Genomic DNA, 20,585 nt, shown 5'->3' with positions numbered 1-20,585 from the left:
ACAACGGGCACACGGATGTCGCGGATAAGCAATGCCGAATGAACAGCCGTCGAACGACGATACAACCACCGTCGCGGAGCTCCGGCGGATGGTGGCCGAATTCGTCGAAGCGCGAGACTGGCGGCAGTTCCACCTGCCGAAGAACGTGGCGATGTCGATCGCTATCGAGGCGGCCGAGCTGATGGAGCACTTCCAGTGGATCGAGGCCGGCGACTCCCGCCGTGTAGCGGGCGACCCCGAGAAGCTGGCGGCGGTGGGCGAGGAACTGGCGGACGTGGTGGCCTACAGCCTTGCGCTCGCCAACGAACTCGGACTCGACCTTAGTCAAACGCTCCGCGACAAGATGGCGAAGAACGTGCTCAAGTACCCAGCGGACGAGTTCCGCGGCCGCTGGGGCCGAGGCGATGCCGGGCGCTAGGCGGATCGCCATTGTCGGCGCCAGCGTACGCGCAGCGGCCGTGTCGGCGCGAGCGGCCGGATTCGAAGTGCTGGCGGCCGACCTGTTTGCCGACGCCGACCTCGTGCAGCACGCCCCCGCGGCCCGGGTCGAACACTACCCACAAGGGCTTGCCGACTGGCTCGCCACGGTCGACTGCGACGCCTGGATGTACACGGGCGCTCTGGAAAACTACCCAGAACTGATCGACCGCATGGCGGGCCTCCATCCGCTCTGGGGCGTGCATAGCAATCCTCTCCTTGCTGTTCGGGATCCATGGATCTTGAGCGAGAAGCTCGCCTCCGCTGGAGTGTTGACGCCACCAATCCGCACCTCGCCGGTCGGCCTGCCGCGTAGCGGCGCCTGGCTGTCGAAGTCCGGGCGGGGCGCGTCTGGCGCTGGCGTATGGCCGCTCGCGGCCAGCGAGCCTTCGCGAGTAGCCGAACAATCCGCTCGATTCTTCCAACAACGCATCGGCGGCTGCGCCGCGGCCGCGGCCTTCGTGATCGACGCTGACGGCCCTCGCCTGCTCGGCGTGACGCGGCAATGGGTCGGTTCGCCCGCGGCGGGGCGGCCGTTCGCCTACGCCGGGTCGATCGGGCCGTTCCCGGCAACCGCGCTCGCCTACCAGGACGACCTACGCCGACTCGGCCGGTCACTCGCGGACGATTTTGGCCTGCGAGGAGTCGTAGGCGTTGACTTGATTCTCGACGGCGAGCGCGCGTGGGTCATTGAGGTCAATCCTCGCTACACGGCCTCGATGGAAGTGCTTGAGCTGGCGGGTCAGCCGAGCATCGTCGGGCTGCACGCTCGCGCCTTCGACGCGGCGCTGTGCGGGCCAACTCCGCCTGCTGGCTTCAGCGATAGTGCGATTGCCGCGAAACGCATCGTGTTCGCTCGGCGGGACGTGGTTTGGACAGATGAAATCCACCAGTGGGCGATGCAACAGAACGCGCGGGGGCTCCTGGCGGACATCCCGCGGCCCGGATCGAGGGTCGCCGCTCGCGCCCCCCTTCTCACCGCGATTGCGGTCGGGGACGCTAGGGCGGCGGTGCGGAGCCTGCGATCGACCCTGCACGCGCTCCGAACCCGTCTCGCCGCTGCCCGGTAACCCTACGAACCAACCCATGCGACTCGGCCTTATCAGCGACACCCACGGCCACGAGCAGCTCACCCGTCAGGCGGTGCGGATGCTCGAATCGCTCGGAGTCGACGCTCTGCTTCACTGCGGCGACATCGGCTCGCCGGAGATCGTCGAGATGCTCGCCGCTTGGCGCCCCTACTACGTATTCGGAAACTGCGACATCGACCGCCAACCGCTCCGCGACGCCATCGCCCGATGGGGTGGCGTTTGCTGCGAGGAGTTCGCGGACCTCACCCTGGCAGGCGAGCGGGTGGCGCTCTTGCACAGCCACGACCGACAAAAGTTCCGGCAGGTCATCCAGTCCGATTCCTACGCGCTCGTCTGCTACGGGCACACCCACACCGCCGCCATCGATCGGCACGGCGAGACGCTGGTCGTGAACCCCGGCGCCATCTACCGCGCCAACCCCCACTCGATCGGATTGGTTGAGCTACCCGGGCTGGACGCTCAAATAATTAGCTTGTGATCGGCTACTCGACCGACGCAGAGGTGTAGCCGCTTTCGCTGTAGCTCTCGCTGGGCGCCTGCTGGGCCTCGGCGCGTCGCTTGGCCTCTTGTGCGTATGCAAAGGCGGCCTTCATTTCTTGCGCGGTGAAGTACGGGGGGCGGCTGGTGCTGCGCACCGTCCCCTGACGCTTTGACGCGAGCTCTTCCCACGACATCCCGTTCTGCATGGCCCACGTGGCGGCCTGCGCCGCGTTGTGCTGCAGCTCGCCGCGGCCGAGCGCCTTGAGCAGCTCAACCACCTCGGGACGCTCCACCACCTTGTCGACCGGCACCAAGTAGTAGGGCTTGCTGCTAGAGGGTTCCTTCAGGCCGTGGTTGAGACAGACGACTTCCAGGTCGAACTTCTGCACCTTCTCCGGCGGGATGCTGAACTGTCCGCCACCGCCGCCGCCGAAGCCGCCACCACCGCCCCCGCCAATGCCGCCGCCGCCCCCTCCGATGCTCTGCTGCCCGCCGCCGCCACCGCCGCCGAACCCACCACCGCCGCCGCCCACTCCGCCGCCGCCGCCGCCGAACTGGGCGAGCACCTGTTCAGGCACTCCGGCGAATGCATCGGGCATCTGCAGGTCGAGCTGCTGCTTCGTGCGGTTGGCCAGGATCAAGCGGGCCGCGTGATCGCTCTTGGCGATCAGCTTGGCCTCGACCAGGTTCTGCTCCATCGCGTCGAACAGCCCGATCCGCCCGGCGGATGCGGGCGCCGGTTCGATCGCCGATGCGAGTCCGGGCAGCACAACTAGCAGGGCAGAGAACAGGAGAGCTCGCATAGCAGAAGCCGTGAAGTAGGGGAAACGGGGGGACGCCCGCCGCGGGGCGGGGGCCTATTCGTAGCCGACCCTTAGAATAATTGCTGCTGGGGTGAAAATCACGGTCCTTGCGGAATTTCCGTCGGTTCGGGGGCAGATTCAGCAGAAAACATGGCCTCAAACTCTTCTTCGGTCAGCACCGGCACCCCCAGCTTGATGGCTTTTGCCAGTTTGCTCCCCGCCCGCTCCCCCGCCAACAAGTAGTCGGTCGACTTCGAAACGCTCGAAGTCGCCTTCCCGCCCGCGGCCACAATCCGGGCTTGGGCCTCCTCGCGGGTGTGCCGGGCGAGCGTGCCGGTCACCACCAGCGTCAATCCTCCCAGTGGGCCCGCCAGCGGGCCAGTGCCGGTCGGCGCGTCGGCCGGCCGGAGGGGGCTGGTCAGGTCGAGCCCCAACCCCGCCAGGTCGTCCAGCGTTTGGGCGCCCGCCTCGCTCTGGCAGAAGTCGACCACGCTCTGGGCGATGATCGGCCCCGCCTCGGGCGCCTCGGCGATCGTGTCGACGTCCGCCTCGCGCAGCTTCTCCAGCGATCCAAAATGCTCCGCCAGGGCCGTGGCGACCCGCGCGCCAACGTGGCGGATCGACAGCCCGTTGAGCACCCGCGCCAGCCCGCGCGACTTGCTCCCTTCGATCGCGGCGATCAGGTTTTCGGCAGACTTCTCTCCCACCCGCTCCAGCTCCACAAGCTGCTCGCGGGTCAGCCGGTAGACGTCTCCCAGCCGCGCCACCAGCCCCGCGCCGATGAGCTGCGCTACGAGCTTCTCGCCGAGCCCCTCGATGTCCATTGCGCTGCGGCTCGCGAAGTAGTAGAGCCGCTCTGCGAACTGCGCCGGGCAGTTGGGGTTGGGGCAGCGGATGTAGACGCCCCCCTCGTCTTTCACCAGCGCCGCGCCGCAGCTTGGGCAGTGGGTGGGGAACACGAACGGCGCGGAGTCCGCGCCGCGCTCGTGCTTCTCGACACGCACCACGTGCGGGATGATCTTGCCCGCCTTCTCTACCAGCACCACGTCTCCTACACGCACGTCCTTCCGCTCGATCTCTTCGGGGTTGTGCAGCGTCACCCGGCTGACGGTCGTCCCGGCGATTTCTACCGGCTCCAGCTCCGCCGCCGGGGTCACCGCGCCGCTCTTGCCGACGCGCACCACGATCTCCTTCACGCGGGTTAGCGCCTCGTACTTCTCGAACTTGTAGGCGACGAGCCACCGCGGGCTCTTGCTGGTGGCGCCCAGGCGGTCGCGTTGGTCGAAGCGGTTGACCTTCAGCACCAGCCCGTCGACCTCAAAGTCCAGCTCGTGCAGCCGACCGATCAGCGTCTCGCAGTGGGCCGTAGCCGCCTCGAACGTGGGGAAGCACTCCACCATCGGCGTCGGCGGCAGCCCCCAGCGGCCCAGGTCGGCCAGGAAGTCCATGTGCGTCTCCGCCCGCAGCCCCTCGCGGGCGCCCACGCCGTGGCAGAAGAGCCGCACGCGGCGCTCCGCACAAACCCGCGGGTCGAGCGTCTTGATCGTGCCGGCGGTCAGGTTGCGGGTGTTGGCGAAGGGCGCCTCGCCGGCCGCCGAGCGGCGCTGGTTGATCGCCACCAGGTCGGGGTTGGTGATGTACACCTCGCCGCGCACCTCCAGCAGCTCCGGCACGTCGTCGCCCACCAGCCGCAGCGGCGCGCCGAGCACCGCCCGCAGGTTGTGGGTCACGTCGTCGCCGGTCCGCCCGTCGCCACGCGTGGCCGCGCGGGTGAGCGCCCCCTGCTCGTAGGTGACCGAGACCGCGACGCCGTCGATCTTCAGCTCCACCACCCACTCGACCGGCTCGTCGCCGAGCAGCTTGGTGATCCGAGCGCCGTACTCGGCCAGCTCTTCTTGGCTGTAGGTGTTGTCGATCGACAGCATCGGCACCGTGTGCTCGACGGCGTGGATGCTGTCGACCGGCCCCGCGCCCACCCGCTGCGTGGGGCTGTCTGGCGTGACGAGCTGCGGGTGCAGCGCCTCGAGCCGCCCGAGCCGCTCCAGCAGCCGGTCGTACTGCAGGTCGGTCAGCACCGGCGCCGCCTCGACGTGGTACAGCCGGTCGTGCCCGCGGATCTCGGTGCGGAGGGCGGCGATTTCTTGTTCGGGGTCGGTCATGCAGTGGGAGAGGTGAAGTGTCCGATTTGTCCCTAGTTGCGGGGCGCGGTTTTCGGTCAAAACCCCGCTTCGGCTCGCGTGGTGCTTTGTTTTAAGGGGTCGCCCCCCGCGCCCCAAGCGTCCCGACGCCCGTTTTGGGGCGCCGGGGCCCCGCCGAGCGGACACCACCGGACACCGAGGGGACAAAAAGCGCGCATCTGAGGTCCAGCGAAAAATCGAGGGCTTTCAAGCGAATCGAGCGCCGCAAGCCAGGTGCTCGAACCCCGTATTATTGCGGCGTGGGTGGCTATTTGCGACGCGAAAGTTGGCGGCTAAGAGGGCGCTAGGGAGGAATCAAGCTTACAGCGAAGCGTCTGCCTCATCTGGCCGAAGGAACTTGCCGCTAAAGCTGAAGCCGATCGAACCGTCTAGGCGTTCTATGACGTTGACATCGGCCACCGTGGAAAGCGACCTATAGGTCAGCTTGCGACTTGGAACTACCGAACCCGCCACGCCGCCGGCCTCATCGCTGGTGACGGTAAACCCAGCCGGGTCATCACTTTCCGGAGCGCCGAGTCGTTCAAATGCCTGACGGATTGAGCGGATCGGTCGCATCAGTTCTTTCAGCCGCGACACCTCCGCGGAAGGAACCACGTGGAAGAGCAATTGACGCTTAGAGGCGGGCGCCGCTCCACCGCAGAATGGGCAGTGGTAGATGACCAAGTCCGCCAGCCCCGGGCCCTCTTGCTGTGGGTAGACGAAGAGGTACTCATTCGTGGTTGCGTCAAAAACAATCGGGGTCCCCGGCTCGTCGGCCGCTCGCTGAAGGTACCCGCACGTGCACTTCACAGCGGTTACTGACGACCGGGTCGGGCGATCGTTCTCTCTTTCTGAACGAGCAGTCATTTCAACATAGCGTGGCGGTTCGGCTAGATGTGTCCCGTTGAAGGCTACAGATTCCCCTCTTACGACTTGAGGTGTTGCTTCTTCCTTTTGTTTTGCCACCCCTTCACCCCACCCATCCTACGAGTTGGATCACCAAACGCGGCGCACGCCGTAGGCGTCGAACTGCTTGTCCACCGACACCAGCGTGAGGTCGTAGCGGAGGCACTGAGCCGCGATTAGGCGGTCGAAAGGGTCCTGGTGGCGTCCACCGGCGCCCGAAGCAGCCTGCTGATGGACGCTTGGCAGAGTTGCCACATCACTCGCTTCTCGTGATCGTACCGGCACAAGTTCGACTGAGTTCTTATCGAGGACCTCAAGGAAGTCGTTGAGGTCCCCATGCTGCAACGCCAACTTTTCGATGGCAATCTTGATTGCCATCTCCCACACGCTAGCGACACTGAATAGGCGACGGAGGCCTCGATCGTTAACGGCTTTACGGATGTGCAAGGGTACTTTTTCTGAGCCTTCGACAACCCAGATCCATCACTTGCGTATCGAACAGAATCGGGCCCGAGGTCGCGTCAAAGGTCGAACTCATCGTCGGCGCCTATTCGCGGTAGTCGGCGAAACAATCAAGCGGATCATTGAAGTCGCCGCCCATCACGAACATGCCCTTGCAAGCTCCGAAAAGTTTGGTTTCTCCGGGCGATGCTAGCGAGTCAGTTGCCGGCTCTACCAGCACACGCAGCGTCTGCCCCGGAGTGAGCGTCGCGGGCTCGTCGAGGATGATCGATTGTCCATCGAAATGGGCGCGGAGGTAGGTAGCCATGCCGTAATTCTACCCCGCCGAGGCGATCGGGGTCGAGCGGTTTCGGTCGGGTTTTGCCGGGCGGGTTTCCATTGTGCGCATCGCTCATTACAGGGTTCTACTGCTGGGGTCGGACGACTCTCTTAGGCGGTGCGTCCGGTAGCGACCCGGTGGCCCAGGGGGTAGCTTAGCGGATTGCGCCGCGGTCGCCGCGGCTGAGCCCCTTAGCCGCTGGCCGCCCCGCGTGTCTGACCCGCCTCTAGCCCCGAACGACAGCGCCGCCGCCATCCGCGTGCGCGGCGCCCGCGCGCACAACCTCAAGGAGGTCGACCTCGACCTGCCGCGGAACCGGCTGATCGTGTTCTGTGGGCCCTCGGGCTCGGGCAAGACCAGCCTGGCGGTCGACACGCTGCACGCCGAGAGCCAGCGGCGCTACCTCGAGACCTTCTCCACGTACGCGCGGCAGTTCTTGGACCGGCTCGACCGGCCCGACGTCGACCGGATCGAGGGGCTGCCGCCGGCGATCGCCGTGACGCGGCGCGGCGCCAGCCGGTCGAACCGGGCGACCGTGGCCACGGCGACCGAGATCGCCGAGCACCTGCGGCTGCTGCTGGCGCGGGTGGGACGGATTATTTGTCCGGCCTGCGAGCGCCCGGTGGAGCGCGACTCGGTCGACGCGATCGTGGCGCAGGTCGCGGCGCTCGCCGAGGGTGCGCGCGTGATGATCTGCTTCCCGGCCGTAGGGGAGGGGGGGCTGGCCACGCGGCTCGAACACTACCGGGCGCTCGGCTTTGTCCGCGGCATCGTTGGGGGCGCGATGATCGAGCTGGCCTCGCCGCCGGGCGCGGCGGCCGGCGACGCGTTGGTGGTGGGGGACCGCGTGACCGCGGGGCGTGTGGAGGCCGATAGGTTGTCCGAGGCCATCGAAGCGGCGCTCGATGGCGGCGACGGCGCCTGCGTGGTGCTGGCCAGCGAGGCGCCTTGGGACGGCGTCCTGGAGGTCGACGGCCGGGCGTGGCGTCAGCGGCGGTTCAGCAACCGGCTGTGCTGCGAGGGGTGCGGGCGGGAGTACGCCGAGCCGCAGCCGCAGCTATTCAACTTCAACAACCCGCTGGGGGCGTGCCCGGCGTGCGAGGGGTTCGGCAGCATCGTCGAAGAAGATCTCGACTTGATCGTGCCGGACAAGACGAAGTCGCTCCGCGAGGGCGCCGTCGCGCCGTGGAACACGCCGGCCTACGCCCACGAGCTTGAGGAGCTGCTGGCGCTTGCGCCAAAGGTCGGCCTGCCGGTGGACGCGCCGTTCGCCGAGCTGCGGCCGGAGCACCTGGCGATCATCCAGAACGGGTCGGCCGAGCACGAGTTCGGCGGGCTGGCCGGCTTCTTCCGTTGGCTGGAGCGTCGTAAGTACAAGATGCACCTGCGGGTCTTCTTGAGCCGCTGGCGGAGCTACCGCACCTGCCCCGAGTGCCACGGCGCCCGTCTGCGGCCCGAGGCGCTGGCGGTGCGGCTGGGGGGGAAGAACTTTGCGGACCTGTGCCGACAGAGCATCGACGCCGCGGACGCTTGGTTCGCGGCGCAGGGGGAGCGCGACCCGCGGCTCGCGGCAGCGGGCCTGGTGGTAGAAGAAGTGGCTGCCCGACTGCGCTACCTGCGGTCGGTGGGGCTCGGCTACCTGACGCTCGACCGCACGCTCCGCACGCTCAGCAGCGGCGAGGGCGCCCGCGTGGCGATGACCACTACGCTGGGCTCGAACCTGGTCGACCTGCTGTACGTGCTAGACGAACCCTCGGCGGGGCTGCACTCGGCCGACGTCGACAAGCTGGCTGAAGCTCTCACCGGGCTCCGCGACCGCGGCAACACGGTGCTCGTGATCGAGCACGAAGAGTCGATCATCGACCGCGCGGACGAGGCGGTCGAGTTCGGCCCCCAGGCGGGGGCCGAGGGGGGGACGGTGGTTTACCAGGGGCCTCCCGCGGGGATGGCCGATTGCCCGGCGTCGAAGACGGGGGACTGGCTCACCGGCCGGCGGACGATGGCGCCGCACGGCCCGCGCCGCGAGCCGAGCCCCGGTTGGTTGAAGCTGCGCGGGGCGCGCGGCCACAACCTGAAGGGGATCGACGTCGAGGTCCCGCTGGGGGTGCTGTGCGTTGTCTCCGGCGTGAGCGGCGCGGGCAAGAGCAGCCTGGTGCTAGGGACGCTGGCCCCGGCGGCCCAGCGCCAACTTCACCGCGACGACGCATCGGCGACCCCGCTGCCGCACGACGACCTGCTGGGCGTCGGCCAGCTCGCCGAGCTGGTGCTGGTAGATCAACGCCCCGTGGCGCGCTCCACACGCTCGAACCCGGTGACGTACGTCAAAGCGATGGACGCCATCCGCACGGTCTTCGCAGAGCAGGCCGACGCCAAGTCCCGCGGCTACGGGCCGGGGCACTTTAGCTTCAATGTCGGAGGCGGTCGCTGCGAGACGTGCCAGGGGATCGGCCGCTTGGAGGTGGACATGCAGTTCATGGCGGACGTGTCGATGGTCTGCCCCGACTGCGGCGGCACTCGCTTCAAGGCGGAGGTGCTGGACGTGAAGCAACGCGGGCTGAGCATCGCCGAGGTGCTCGACCTGACCGTGCACGAGGCGTTCCGCTTCTTCCGCGGGCACGTGAAGGTGCAGCAGCGGCTCAAGCCGCTGTTGGACGTGGGGCTCGACTACCTGACGCTCGGCCAGCCGGCCAGCACGCTCAGCGGGGGCGAGGCGCAGCGGCTCAAGCTGGCGGGGATCCTCTCGGCCAAGCAGGCGGGGCGGACGCTGTTCGTGATGGACGAGCCGACCACCGGGCTGCACATGTCGGACGTCACGCGGCTGCTGGATTGCTTCGAGGCGCTGCTGGCGGTGGGGCACTCGCTGCTGATCGTTGAGCACAACCTGCAGCTGATGCTGGCGGCCGACTGGGTGATCGACCTCGGCCCCGGCGCGGGGGACGCCGGCGGGCGCGTGGCGGCGGTCGGCACCCCCGAACAAGTGGCCCAGCGGACCGACCTGCCCACCGGCAAGGCGCTGGCCGAGACGCTGGCGCGGCGGCGCGAGCTGGAAGCGCTGCCGGACGACGATGATGAATAACGGCCCGACGATCGAGGTGACCGAGGCAGACGACGGGGTCGCTCGGCTGGTGCTGACGTTCGACCCGCCGCAATCGGCCTCGGGGGGCGTTTGTCGCGGCCCGTTGTGCGACGGTTCGCGCACGCTGCCGGCCGAGTTTCCGATTGTCCCAAGTAGTGACGGTCGCGCGGCGGTGGCGATCATCGACCCGTGCTACTCGACCGACGCGGCGCGGTTCTACTACGAGCTGACTCTGGGCAGCGGCGCCGCCGTGCGGATCGAGCTGCGACCGAAGCGAAACAAGACGCCATGAATCACGCCGACCGCTACTCACGCCAAGAACGCTTCGCGCCCATCGGCCTGGCGGGCCAGCAGCGTCTGGCCGAGAGCCGGGTGTTGGTGGTGGGGGTCGGCGCGCTCGGATCGGCCTCGGCGCAGCTGTTGGTGCGGGCCGGGGTGGGCTTCACGCGGTTGTTGGACCGCGACGTCGTAGAGCTGAGCAACCTGCAACGGCAGGTGTTGTTCGACGAGGCCGACGCCCTGGCCGGAGCGCCCAAGGCAGTGGCGGCGGCCCAGAAGCTGAGGGGGGTGAACTCGCAGGTTGCGGTCGAGCCGGTCGTGGGCGACCTGACGCACCACAACATCGCGGCGCTGGCCGGCGACTGCGACCTGGTGATCGACGGCACGGACAACTTCGAGACCCGGCTGCTGGTAAACGACTACTGCTTGAAGCACAACAAACCCTGGGTGTATGGCGGCGTGCTGGGCGCCGAGGGCCAGGTGATGCCGGTGCTGCCGGGCGAGACGCCCTGCCTGGCGTGCCTGGCGCCGGAGCCCCCCGCGCCGGGCGCGGCGCCCACCTGCGACACCGCGGGGGTGCTCGGTCCGGCGGTTGGCATGGTCGCCGCGCTGCAAGCGGCCGAGGCGCTCAAGCTGCTCACCGGCAACCGGGCCGACGCATCGCGTGGGCTGACCGTCATCGATTTGTGGCGGAACCACATCCGGCAGCTCGACCTAAGCTCGCTGCAGCCAGCCGGCACGTGCCGGGCCTGCGGCCAGCGGGACTACGCGTGGCTGGAGGGCCGGCTCGGTTCTCAGGCCGCGGTGCTTTGTGGCCGCAACGCGGTGCAGGTCCGCCCGATGGCGCCGCAGCGGGTCGACCTGGCGGCGCTGGCCGATCGGCTGTCGAAGGTGGGCGACGTTACGGCAACCCCGTTCTTGGTGCGGCTGCGGGTGGACGCCTACGAGCTGACGCTGTTTGCGGACGGGCGGGCGATCGTCGGCGGGGTGGAAGAAGAGTCGGCTGCGCGTAGCGTGCTAGCGCGGTACGTCGGCGCGTGAGGGCCTCCCGCTCAACTTAACCGGCGCCGTCTGCCGATCTTCTGTTTGGGTCTGCCCACTCTTCTCCTATTGCTTGACACAACGATGCCGCTCGCAGAACAGTCAACCAAGCCAGCCACAGCGCCAGCGGCCGCCAAGCCCGCGGATCGGCGCAAGATGGTCGGCCGGCTGGGGCCGTGGCGTCTGGTGCGGCTAATGGGCGAGGGCGCCCTGAACCGCGTTTACCTGGCCGAGCACGAAGACGCCCCGGGCGCCGCGTGTTACGCCATCAAGACGCTGAAGAAGGAGTGGTGGAACGACACCGGCGCCATCGAGCTGCAACGCCGCGAGGCGCTGGTGGGCCGCAAGGTGAGCCACCCCAACCTGCTGCCGGTGCTAGCGGCCCACGTGGCGGCGCCGCCGTTCTATGTGGTGACGCCGAGGATCGTCGGCCAGTCGCTGCAGGCGCTGCTCCAAGGGGGCCGGCCGCGGCTGCCGCAGGCGCTGTGGATCGCCCGCCAGGCGGCCGAGGCGCTGGCCGCGTTGCACCAGCAGACCGGCATGATCCACGGCGACGTGAAGCCCAGCAACGTGCTGGTGGGCCCCGACGGGCACGCCACGCTGCTCGACCTGGGGTTCTGTCAGTCGGCCAACGAGACGCGGGCGTGGTCGGCCCGGCCCGTGATGGGGACGCTCAGCTACATCGCCCCCGAGCGCGTGACCAGCGCCTGCGGCGCCGACGCCCGCAGCGACCTCTACAGCCTGGGGGTGATGCTGTACGAGATGATCGCCGGCCGGTTGCCGCTGGAGGCAGACGAGCCCGCGCGGCTGATCGAGATGCACCGCCAGGCCAAGCCCGAGTGCATCCGCAGCGTGCGGCCCGACCTGCCCAAGCCGGTGGCGTCGCTGGTGCACAGGCTGCTGGCCAAGGAGGCGCTACGCCGCCCCGACAGCGCGGCGGCGGTGGCCCGCGAGCTGGTCAGGCTCGAGATCGCGTGCTTCTCGCTGACCTGATCCAACCCGCAGCTCTCCCACCCCACTAGCCGCCGGGGCGCAACCCGTCGGCTACTGGCGTTTTTGGGGGAGCGCCGCCAGGATGGTCGGCATGTCACTCGAAGCGATCCTTGCCGCCATCCCGCACCGACCGCCGTTCTTGTTGATCGATGAGATCGTTGAGCGGGACGACGCGCGGATCGTCTGCCGCAAGACGTTTACCGGCGAAGAGTTCTGGTACGCCGGGCACTACCCCGAGTACCCGATCACCCCCGGCGTGATCCTGTGCGAGGCGAGCATGCAGGCCGGAGCGGTGCTGATAGCCGGCTTGATCGAGGCCGAGCAGGGGAAGGTGCCGGTGGCCACCCGGGCGAACAACGTGCAGTTCCGCCGCCAGGTGCTGCCGGGCGAGACGGTGGACATCGAGGTCGAGCTGGCCGAGCGGCTGGCGAGCGCGTTCTTCATGAAGGCCCGGGTGAGCGCAGCCGGTTCGCTCGCCTGCCGGTTTGAATTCGCCTGCACCCTGACGGAACCCAAGACGGATGCCCGCTGATTTTTTGCAGCTCGCCGGGAAGACCGTGCTGGTGTGCGGGGTAGCCAATCGCAAGAGCGTCGCTTGGCACGTGGCCCGGCTGCTCGAAGAAGCGGATTGCCGCGTGGCGTACGCGGTCCGCAGCGAGGCGCGACGCGACCAGGTGAGGAAGCTGGTGGGCGACGGGCCCGAGGTGCTGGTCTGCGACGTCGAGCACGAAGACCAGATCGCCCGGCTGGCCCAGGACGTAGCCCAGCGGGTCGGCAGGCTCGACGGCATGCTCCACTCGATCGCGTTTGCCGACTACCAGGACGGCGCTCGCCCCTTCCACGAGACAACCAAGCGGGCGTTCCTGCGGACGGTCGACATTAGTTGTTTTTCGCTGATTGCTCTTTCAAACGCGCTGAAAGAAATCTTCCAGCCCCAGGCGTCGGTGGTGACCGTGTCGATCTCCACGACCACCATGGCGAGCGAGAACTACGGCTTCATGGCGCCGGTCAAGGCGGCGCTCGACTCTTCGCTGGCGTTCCTGGCGAAGTCGTTCAGCCAGTTTTCTGAGGTGCGGTTCAACGCAGTGGCGCCCGGTTTGCTTAAAACCTCTGCGTCGGCAGGCATCCCGGGCTACGTCGATTCGTACCTGTACGCCGAGCGGGCAACCCTCCGCGGCCGGGCGGTGCAAACCCAAGAGGCGGCCGCGGCCGCGGCGTTCCTGCTGAGCCCGCGGTCGGCCGGGATGAACGCCCAGCGGCTGGTGGTCGACGCGGGAATGTCCACCAACTACTTCGACGAACAGTTTGTGCGGGGCGGCCATTAGCGGGCGGCCCTCAGTGATCGGCTGACCGGCATTACCTCCTTACGGCGTATGGATTTGCACGCGATTAGAAGGGAAATATGCTGGCATGGACGTGGGCGTCGTGATAGTCTCAGTGTAGAGTCCTGCAAGAAGTGGTAGCGTCGGCGGCGACGCCTGCTTCGCGCGGGGCTTCTTAGCTTATCCAGGCGGACCCCAGCACATCTTGGTTGAGAGATCGCTGGATCGTGAGTCAGGAGGACATCGGTCTTACCCGCAGCACTGCGGGAATGGTGTCGTTATCGCCAAACAATCCCCCTATTGCAGTTGGTCGACCAGCTTGGTCGCAGGGCTGTCATAGTTCATCGCGTGCAATACCCTCCATGCCGGAAGTGACCACCGACAAACTGGTTGAGCTAGTCCGTAAGAGCGGGCTGGTCGAATCGGATCGGCTCGACGCCTTCCTCGCGAAAGCGACGGCCGAGCACGGCGCGCTCCCCGCAGACAAGCGGCTGGCGGAGCTGATGGTGACCGCGGGGATGCTCACCCCCTGGCAGACCGAGAAGCTGCTGGCCGGCAAGCACCGCGGCTTCCGCATCGGCAAGTACAAGCTGCTGGGGCAGATCGGCAAGGGAGGGATGAGCAGCGTCTACTTGGCCGAGCACATCCTCATGCGTCGCCGCGTGGCGATTAAGGTGCTGCCGCAGAACCGTGTGAAGGACGCCTCGTACCTCGAGCGGTTCCAGCTCGAGGCGCGTGCGGTCGCCCGGCTCGACGACCCCAACATCGTCCGCGCGTTCGACATCGATAACGAGGCGAACGTCCACTACATCGTCATGGAGTACGTGGACGGGTCCGACCTCCACCAGCACGTCTCCAAGCACGGCACGCTCGACTACGACACCGCGGCCGACTTCATCGCCCAAGCGGCCAACGGCCTCGCGCACGCCCACGAGATGGGGCTGGTGCACCGCGACATCAAGCCGGCCAACCTGCTGCTGGACAAGCGGGGCACGGTCAAGCTGCTCGACCTGGGCCTGGCGAAACTCACCGAAGACGAAGAGCCCTCGCTGACGCTCGCCCACGACGAGAACGTGCTGGGGACCGCAGACTACCTCGCCCCCGAGCAGGCGCTCAACAGCCACAAGGCAGACGCGCGGGCAGACATCTACAGCCTGGGCTGCACGCTCTACTTCTTGCTGACGGGCAGGCCGCCGTTCCCCGAGGGGTCGATCTCCGAGCGGCTGCTCAAGCACCAAGTCGAAGAGCCGCAGAGCATCCTCAAGTTCCGGCCCGATGCGCCCCTGTCGCTGGTCGAGATTTGCGCCCGGATGATGGCCAAGAAGCCGGACGAGCGCATCCAGTCCGCGGCGGACGTCGCCGAACTGCTGACGCAGTGGCTCAGCGAACGCGGCCGGGCGCCGGGCGGCGGACGCACCGACCACCACCGCGACGCCGAGGACGAGGGGGTCGGCAGCGGCGCGCTGACCCGTTTCGGACCCCCGGCCGGCTCTGGCCTCCGCCCGCCGGGAAGCAGCCAGTCCCTCTCGTCTCCCAACCGCGACACCCAGCGGCTGTTCGGCCCCGACACGGCCACCCGCGACGACGAAGAGGTGGGCCTCGCCCCGCTGGACGAAGAAGACCGCCCCGCGGCCAAGTCGAAGGCCTCCTCCTCGGGGGTGCTGTCGGACTCACCCTCCGCGCCAAAACCAAGCCCCCCCGCGGCCCGCAGCGGCCCCCACAAGACCATCTTCGAAGAAGAGTTCGCCCAGTCCCCTCAGCCCGTGGCCACGCCGCGGCAGTCGGGGCTCGATTTCGATCCGCTCCACCCGCCGGGCTACAAGAGCCCCTACGACAAGACCAACTGGGTCCCCTACGTCGTGGCGCTCGCCGCCTTCGCGTTGATCGGGATCTTGCTGGCCGTGTTCGCCAGCTAGTGGGGGCCAGCCGGCCGGCGGCGCTCGTCGGCCAGCGGCGCCGGGGCCGCTAAGTCTGCGGACCCCCGTCACGGCAGGGGTATACACCCCCCAGGGCGTGTGGGATATTTCCCGCGTGCTAGCCGCCCCGCCGCAACGCAACGGCGGCGGCCGGCGCCCGGGGCGCCGTTGGTGGCGTCCCGGCCGTTCCCGTCGCGCCGGATGCGCCCGTGGCCGAGTTCCTAGATCAGTACCTGCCCGTCTGGCTCGCCTACCCGCTCGCCGCCGCTGTGCCGGTGGCGCTCTTGATCAACCTGCTGGCGGTCGGCGCGCTGGGGTTCATCTGGCTCGAGCGGAAGATCGCCGGCCGCATCCAGGACCGCCTCGGACCGACCCGCGTCGGGGGCCGGTTCGGCTGGCTGCAGACGCTGGCGGACGGACTCAAGCTGATCACCAAGGAAGACCTGATCCCCGGCGGCGCCGACGGCATGCTGTTCCGCGCCGCCCCCTACGTGAGCATGGCGGCCGCGTTCGCTGCGCTCTTGGCGATGCCGTTCGCCGGGTTTTGGGACGCCTTCCCGGCGCCGTTCGTGGCCCAGCGGCTGAACGTGGCCGTGTTCTTCGTGCTCGCGGTGCTGGGGCTCGAGGTGTTCGGCGTGATCCTGGCCGGCTACGCCTCGGCCTCCAAGTGGAGCCTGTTCGGCGCGATGCGCGAGGCGGCCCAGGTGGTTTCCTACGAGGTGCCGCTGGGGTTCTGCGTGGTGGTACCCGTGCTGCTGGCCGGCTCGATGGACCTGGTGGTGATCGGCGACGCCCAACGCGGCGGGTTCTGGAACTGGAACCTGCTGCACGACCCGTTCACCTTCATCGTCTTCTGGGTGTTTGTCACGTGCGCCATCGCCAGCGTGAACCGGGCGCCATTCGACCTTGCCGAAGCCGAGAGCGAGCTGGTGGCCGGCTTCCACACCGAGTACTCCGGCCTCCGCTGGAGCTTCTTCTTTATGGCCGAGTACGGCTCGATGTTCACCGTGAGCCTGCTGGCGGCGATCCTGTTCTGCGGCGCGTGGCACGGCCCGCTGCCGGTAACTTGGGGCCTGGGCCTGCAGCCCGGGGGCTGGTTCGGCGGGCTCATCGGCGACGGCCCGGCGGGCCTGGTGTGCAACCTGATCGGCACGCTCAACGTGCTGTTCAAGGGGCTGGTGGGGATGGCCTTCATGATGTGGGTCCGCTGGACGCTGCCCCGGCTGCGGATCGACCAGGTGATCACCACCTGCCTGAAGTACTGCGTGCCGATCGCGGCGGTGATGCTGCTGGGCGTATCGCTCTGGCAGGTCGCCATCCCCGGCCGCGTGCTGATGGGGCTGCTGCCGCTGCCCGCCGAGAATCGAGCTACGCTGGAGCCCTGGCCAACCAGCGGCGACCGCATGGCGAGCAACGCAATGGCGCTTCCGGCTCCAGTTGCAATGCAGAGTCGACCCATCGCGGGGTCCCACTGACATGGACGCCATCCACTGGCCAAGCGTGTTCTTCCTGCTGTTTGCCGGGATTGCGTGCGCGTTCGCCCTCGCGGTCGTGTTCACGCAGAACATCGTCCGCATGGCGCTCTACCTGATCGCGTCGCTGGGGGCGGTGAGCGGGCTGTTCTTTCTGGCGGGCGCCGACTTTGTGGGCGCCATGCAACTAATGATCTACGTCGGGGGCACGCTGGTGCTGCTGGTGTTCGGCGTGATGCTCACCGCGCAGAGCCAGTACGTGCGGATGCGGACCCCCAGCGGGCAGATGCTGATCGCGCTATTGGTGGGCGCCTCGCTGCTGGCGGTGCTGTGCGCCGCGGCGGTGGGGGTGCCGGCGTGGCGTGCCCCCGAGACCGCCATCGCCGCCGCCGGCGACCCGGCGCAAACCGCTACCCCGATCGGGATGGCGCTGCTGGGCTTGCGTCCAGATGTTGCCGACGGGGGGAGCCGCGTCGGCTACTTGCTGGTGTTTGAGATCATTTCGATTCATCTGCTGGTGGTGCTGGTGGGCGCGGCCTACTTGGCGCGCGCTAGCCGGTCTCGTAGTTCGACGAATTAACCACTGAGCCACAGAGAGCACAGAGACGGACGGAGAAGGACGCATCTCTCGTTGAGGAGCCGAAGCGCGTAGAAGAGAGCAACCGATTATCACAACCGACTCACGAATGAGAAAACGAATGAACCCAGAGCTCGTCCTCAGCTTCCCGCTGCGCTTCCGCGCTCTTGTGAAAGTCCTTTCCGTCCGTCTCCGTCCGCTCTGTGTCCTCCGTGACTCTGTGGTTAACCTTTGATGCCCCTGGCCAACCTGCTCACCGAGCCGCTCAGCGTCGCCCACTTCATGGTGGTGGGAGCGGTGCTGTTCTGTTGTGGGGTGGTGTGCATGGCGACCAAGCGGAACGCGCTGGGGGTGCTGATGGGGATCGAGCTGGTCCTCAATGGCGCCAACATCAACTTCGTCGCGATCGGCAGCCCCTACCTCACCGGCGAGGGCGCCACGTTCGGCCTCGACGGGCAGATGTTCGCCCTGTTCGTGATCGTGTTGGCCGCCGCCGAGGCGGCCGTGGCGCTGGCCATCGCGCTGAACTTCTACAACGCCACTGGAACCGTTGACGTGGACCAAGCCGACAAGCTACGGGGTTGACCACGGATGGCACGGATTTCACGGATGAAGAATGATGGCCACGAAGAGGCACAAGAAAGCACAAAAAGGAAATGGCCCATGACCGATCGTCAATGACCAATAGTCACTGACCAATTGACCGGGAACGCATCGATCTAGTCGTCGCTTACGGTTGGTGATTGTTTCCACTCGTTTAATCCGTTCATCCCCGTCTTTGTGCTTTTTTGTGCCTCTTTGTGGCCATCGTCGTCCGTGAAATCCGTGGTCAAAACGTAGCTCGCTAGAACCAACCAACCGATGCCCCCCGAAACCCTCATCCCCGTCCTGCTGATCGCCGCGTGGCTGCTGCCGCTCGCGGCGTTCTTGGTCGTGTGGCTCGGGTTCTCGGCGCTCCAGGGGGCCGGCAAGGGCCGGGTGTCCTCCGGCGCTTCGCGCGCGGGGGGCTGGCTCTCGGTGGGGGCCATCCTCGCCAGTCTGCTGCTCAGTGTGGCGGCGCTCGGCGTGTGGCTGGGCGCTTACGGCCTGACCCCCGCCGGTCATCCGCCCGCAGAAGGAGCCGGGGCCCACGCGCCGACCGTGCTCTCGGCGCCCCTGTACACGCTGGCCCAGTTCGGCGCGCTGCGGCTGTCGATCGATTACTACGTGGACGCGCTCACCGTGCTGATGTTCGTGCTGGTGACGCTGATGAGCGCCTGCGTGCACGTCTACTCGCTCGGCTACATGCACGACGAGCTGTCGGACGTCACCGACCGCGAGGTGCCGGTCGCAGGCGGGCGGGCGCTGGTGCGGCCCGGCCGCTTCCACCGCTTCTTCCAGCACCTGTCGCTCTTCTCGTTCTCGATGCTGGGGCTGGTGATCGCGGGCAACCTGCTGATGGTGTTCGCGTTCTGGGAGCTGGTGGGCATTTGCTCGTGGCTGTTGATCGGCTTCTACTTCGAGCGGCCCGCGGCCAGCACTGCCGCCAACAAGGCGTTCATCGTCAACCGGATCGGCGACTTTGGCTTCCTGGTGGGGCTGATGGCGTTGTGGGGATCGCTGGGGACGCTGGCCTTCGCGGACGCCGGCGCCGACGGGCCGGGCGTGTTCAGCCAGCTCCGCACGGCCGAGAACCACCACGCGCTCGCGGCCCCACCGGCGATGCAGCACGAAGACCAAGCGAGCAGCCGCCCCGGTTACTGGCTGCTGTGCGCGGCCGGCCTGGGGATCTTCTGCGGCTGCGTCGGCAAGAGCGCCCAGTTCCCGCTGCACGTCTGGCTCCCCGACGCGATGGAGGGGCCGACCCCCGTCTCGGCGCTGGTTCACTCCGCCACGATGGTCGCCGCCGGCGTCTACCTGGTGGGGCGTTGCTACCCGATCTTCACCCCCGAGGTGCTGCTGGTGATCGCCTACACCGGCTGCGTGACGCTGCTGCTGGCCGCCACGATCGCGGTGACCGCGACCGACATCAAGCGGGTGCTCGCCTACAGCACCATCAGCCAGCTCGGCTACATGATGCTTGCCCTCGGGGTCGGGGGCTGGGTAGCGGGGCTGTTCCACCTGGTGACGCACGCGCTGTTCAAGGGGCTGTTGTTCTTGGGGGCCGGATCGGTGATCCACGCCGTGGGGACGAACGAGATGCCGCTGATGGGGGGCCTGCGTCGCAAGATGCCCATCACGTCGGCCGCGATGCTGGTGGGCGCCCTGGCGATCGTGGGGGCGGGGCTGCCGCTCACTTCGTTTGGGCTGGCAGGCTTCTTCTCCAAAGACGCCATCCTGGAGCAGGCGCTGAGCTTCGCCGGCCGCAACCCCGCGCACGCTCTGCTGATGATCGCCCCAGCGCTGGGCGCGGCCATCACCGGGTTTTATATGTTCCGGCTGTGGCTGCTGACGTTCGCAGGCCAGCCGCGCGACGTCGCCCGCTTCCGGCACGCGCACGAGTCGCCGCGGACGATGACCGGGCCGCTTATTTTGCTGGCGGTGTTGGCCGTGGTGGCCGGCGGCGTGCTGCCGGGGGGCTTTTCGGTTCCGGCCATGCTAGAGTCGGCCCGCCCGCTGGGGACCCACGCCGATCAGGTCGGAGTGTGGCTGCCCGAGCTGGTGCACCCCGGCGAGCACGCCGCGCACGCCCAGGCGATCCGCGTCCCCGCGGGGTTGATCGCCTTCGGCGCGGCGGCGCTGGGCGTGTTGCTGGCCGCGGCCGTTTACCTGTGGCGGTGGCTGAACCCGGCCGAAGTGGCCCACACCTTCCGCCCGGTCTACGCGCTGTTGGCCCACGCCTGGTGGTTTGATGAGATCTACGCCGCATTGGTGGTCCGGCCCGTGCTGTGGGTAGGCGCGGCGGTGGCTTGGTTTGACCGCCGCGTGATCGACGGCGTCGTCCACGCTCTGGCCTGGCTCTGCCGCGCGTTCGCGGCGCTGGTGGGGGTGGTGCTCGACCGCGGCGTCATTGACGGCGGGGTCGACGGCTTCGCGCGGACCACCTGGTCGCTAGCCGACAACCTCCGCGGCATCCAAACCGGCAGCCTCCGCACCTACGTCACCACCCTCGCCGCGGGCGCCGTGGCGCTGTTTGCGGTTGCGCTGGCTTGGAAGTACGCGTTTGCTGGATGAACGATGAATGGGACTCGGATTGACGCGGATCAAGCAGATTT

19 protein-coding genes are annotated in these 20,585 nt (G+C 67.9%); 14 read left to right on the top strand and 5 right to left on the bottom strand.

Annotated features, from left to right (window positions below; translation table 11 throughout):
• Nucleotides 1-31 precede the first annotated feature (31 nt).
• From Pla175_RS19620 to Pla175_RS19610, 3 genes are read left to right on the top strand one after another with little or no spacing between them, the layout of a single operon-like run.
• Entirely contained in the window at nucleotides 32-418 is a 387-nt protein-coding gene (locus tag Pla175_RS19620; protein WP_145289331.1) for a nucleotide pyrophosphohydrolase, read from the top strand.
• Nucleotides 405-1,547, top strand: coding sequence for an ATP-grasp domain-containing protein (locus Pla175_RS19615; RefSeq protein WP_145289327.1), 1,143 nt, complete (start codon nucleotides 405-407; stop codon nucleotides 1,545-1,547). The genes Pla175_RS19620 and Pla175_RS19615 overlap by 14 nt, the downstream gene beginning before the upstream one ends.
• 16 nt (nucleotides 1,548-1,563) lie before the next feature.
• The gene (locus Pla175_RS19610; RefSeq protein ID WP_145289322.1) at nucleotides 1,564-2,046 is read left to right on the top strand and encodes a YfcE family phosphodiesterase; all 483 of its coding nucleotides are present in this window, start codon (nucleotides 1,564-1,566) and stop codon (nucleotides 2,044-2,046) included.
• Nucleotides 2,047-2,050: 4 nt separating this feature from the next.
• Here Pla175_RS19610 and Pla175_RS26205 read toward each other — a convergent pair whose 3' ends face one another.
• The 5 genes from Pla175_RS26205 to Pla175_RS19585 form a co-directional block, all read right to left on the bottom strand.
• Nucleotides 2,051-2,851, bottom strand: coding sequence for a hypothetical protein (locus Pla175_RS26205; RefSeq protein ID WP_197527005.1), 801 nt, complete (start codon nucleotides 2,849-2,851; stop codon nucleotides 2,051-2,053).
• A gap of 98 nt (nucleotides 2,852-2,949) precedes the next feature.
• Complete coding sequence (gene ligA, locus Pla175_RS19600) at nucleotides 2,950-5,010, bottom strand: NAD-dependent DNA ligase LigA (RefSeq protein ID WP_145289318.1); 2,061 nt, start codon at nucleotides 5,008-5,010, stop codon at nucleotides 2,950-2,952.
• 339 nt (nucleotides 5,011-5,349) lie between these two features.
• Nucleotides 5,350-5,838 carry a hypothetical protein gene (locus tag Pla175_RS19595; protein ID WP_145289313.1) on the bottom strand — a complete coding sequence of 163 codons (489 nt, stop codon included), beginning with the start codon at nucleotides 5,836-5,838 and terminating at the stop codon, nucleotides 5,350-5,352.
• A 186-nt stretch (nucleotides 5,839-6,024) separates the two neighbouring features.
• A complete protein-coding gene (locus tag Pla175_RS19590) occupies nucleotides 6,025-6,414 on the bottom strand; it encodes a type II toxin-antitoxin system VapC family toxin (protein ID WP_145289309.1) in 390 nt (129 codons plus the stop codon).
• Between the two features lie 67 nt (nucleotides 6,415-6,481).
• On the bottom strand, nucleotides 6,482-6,703 hold the full coding sequence (locus Pla175_RS19585) for a DUF2281 domain-containing protein (protein WP_145289306.1): 222 nt from the start codon (nucleotides 6,701-6,703) through the stop codon (nucleotides 6,482-6,484).
• A 223-nt stretch (nucleotides 6,704-6,926) separates the two neighbouring features.
• Between Pla175_RS19585 and uvrA the strand changes: the two genes are divergently transcribed.
• The 11 genes from uvrA (at nucleotide 6,927) to nuoL (ending at nucleotide 20,544) form a co-directional block, all read left to right on the top strand.
• Nucleotides 6,927-9,791, top strand: a complete 2,865-nt coding sequence (uvrA, locus tag Pla175_RS19580) for an excinuclease ABC subunit UvrA (RefSeq protein ID WP_197527003.1) — start codon at nucleotides 6,927-6,929, stop codon at nucleotides 9,789-9,791.
• A complete protein-coding gene (locus tag Pla175_RS19575; protein ID WP_145289303.1) occupies nucleotides 9,781-10,083 on the top strand; it encodes a hypothetical protein in 303 nt (100 codons plus the stop codon). The genes uvrA and Pla175_RS19575 overlap by 11 nt, the downstream gene beginning before the upstream one ends.
• Nucleotides 10,080-11,111 carry a ThiF family adenylyltransferase gene (locus Pla175_RS19570; RefSeq protein WP_145289300.1) on the top strand — a complete coding sequence of 344 codons (1,032 nt, stop codon included), beginning with the start codon at nucleotides 10,080-10,082 and terminating at the stop codon, nucleotides 11,109-11,111. Before Pla175_RS19575 ends, Pla175_RS19570 begins: the two co-directional genes overlap by 4 nt.
• Before the next feature lie 84 nt (nucleotides 11,112-11,195).
• Nucleotides 11,196-12,104, top strand: coding sequence for a serine/threonine-protein kinase (locus tag Pla175_RS19565; RefSeq protein WP_145289297.1), 909 nt, complete (start codon nucleotides 11,196-11,198; stop codon nucleotides 12,102-12,104).
• A 91-nt stretch (nucleotides 12,105-12,195) separates the two neighbouring features.
• The gene (locus Pla175_RS19560) at nucleotides 12,196-12,636 is read left to right on the top strand and encodes a 3-hydroxyacyl-ACP dehydratase FabZ family protein (protein ID WP_145289293.1); all 441 of its coding nucleotides are present in this window, start codon (nucleotides 12,196-12,198) and stop codon (nucleotides 12,634-12,636) included.
• Complete coding sequence (locus tag Pla175_RS19555) at nucleotides 12,626-13,429, top strand: enoyl-ACP reductase FabI (RefSeq protein ID WP_145289290.1); 804 nt, start codon at nucleotides 12,626-12,628, stop codon at nucleotides 13,427-13,429. The genes Pla175_RS19560 and Pla175_RS19555 overlap by 11 nt, the downstream gene beginning before the upstream one ends.
• A gap of 368 nt (nucleotides 13,430-13,797) precedes the next feature.
• Entirely contained in the window at nucleotides 13,798-15,342 is a 1,545-nt protein-coding gene (locus tag Pla175_RS19550; protein WP_231953977.1) for a serine/threonine-protein kinase, read from the top strand.
• 209 nt (nucleotides 15,343-15,551) lie between these two features.
• Nucleotides 15,552-16,817: a complex I subunit 1/NuoH family protein gene (locus Pla175_RS19545; protein ID WP_145289287.1), complete on the top strand. Its 1,266-nt coding sequence runs from the start codon at nucleotides 15,552-15,554 to the stop codon at nucleotides 16,815-16,817.
• 1 nt (nucleotide 16,818) lies between these two features.
• Nucleotides 16,819-17,394 (top strand): NADH-quinone oxidoreductase subunit J family protein, encoded by a 576-nt coding sequence (locus Pla175_RS19540; protein WP_145289284.1) that lies wholly within the window; start codon nucleotides 16,819-16,821, stop codon nucleotides 17,392-17,394.
• A gap of 231 nt (nucleotides 17,395-17,625) precedes the next feature.
• Nucleotides 17,626-17,976: an NADH-quinone oxidoreductase subunit NuoK gene (gene nuoK, locus Pla175_RS19535; RefSeq protein WP_197527002.1), complete on the top strand. Its 351-nt coding sequence runs from the start codon at nucleotides 17,626-17,628 to the stop codon at nucleotides 17,974-17,976.
• Nucleotides 17,977-18,252: 276 nt separating this feature from the next.
• Nucleotides 18,253-20,544, top strand: a complete 2,292-nt coding sequence (gene nuoL / locus Pla175_RS19530) for an NADH-quinone oxidoreductase subunit L (RefSeq protein WP_145289281.1) — start codon at nucleotides 18,253-18,255, stop codon at nucleotides 20,542-20,544.
• Nucleotides 20,545-20,585 lie beyond the last annotated feature (41 nt).

The organism is Pirellulimonas nuda (assembly GCF_007750855.1).
Lineage (GTDB): Bacteria > Planctomycetota > Planctomycetia > Pirellulales > Lacipirellulaceae > Pirellulimonas > Pirellulimonas nuda.
This window is presented reverse-complemented; position numbering and strand designations above follow the sequence as displayed.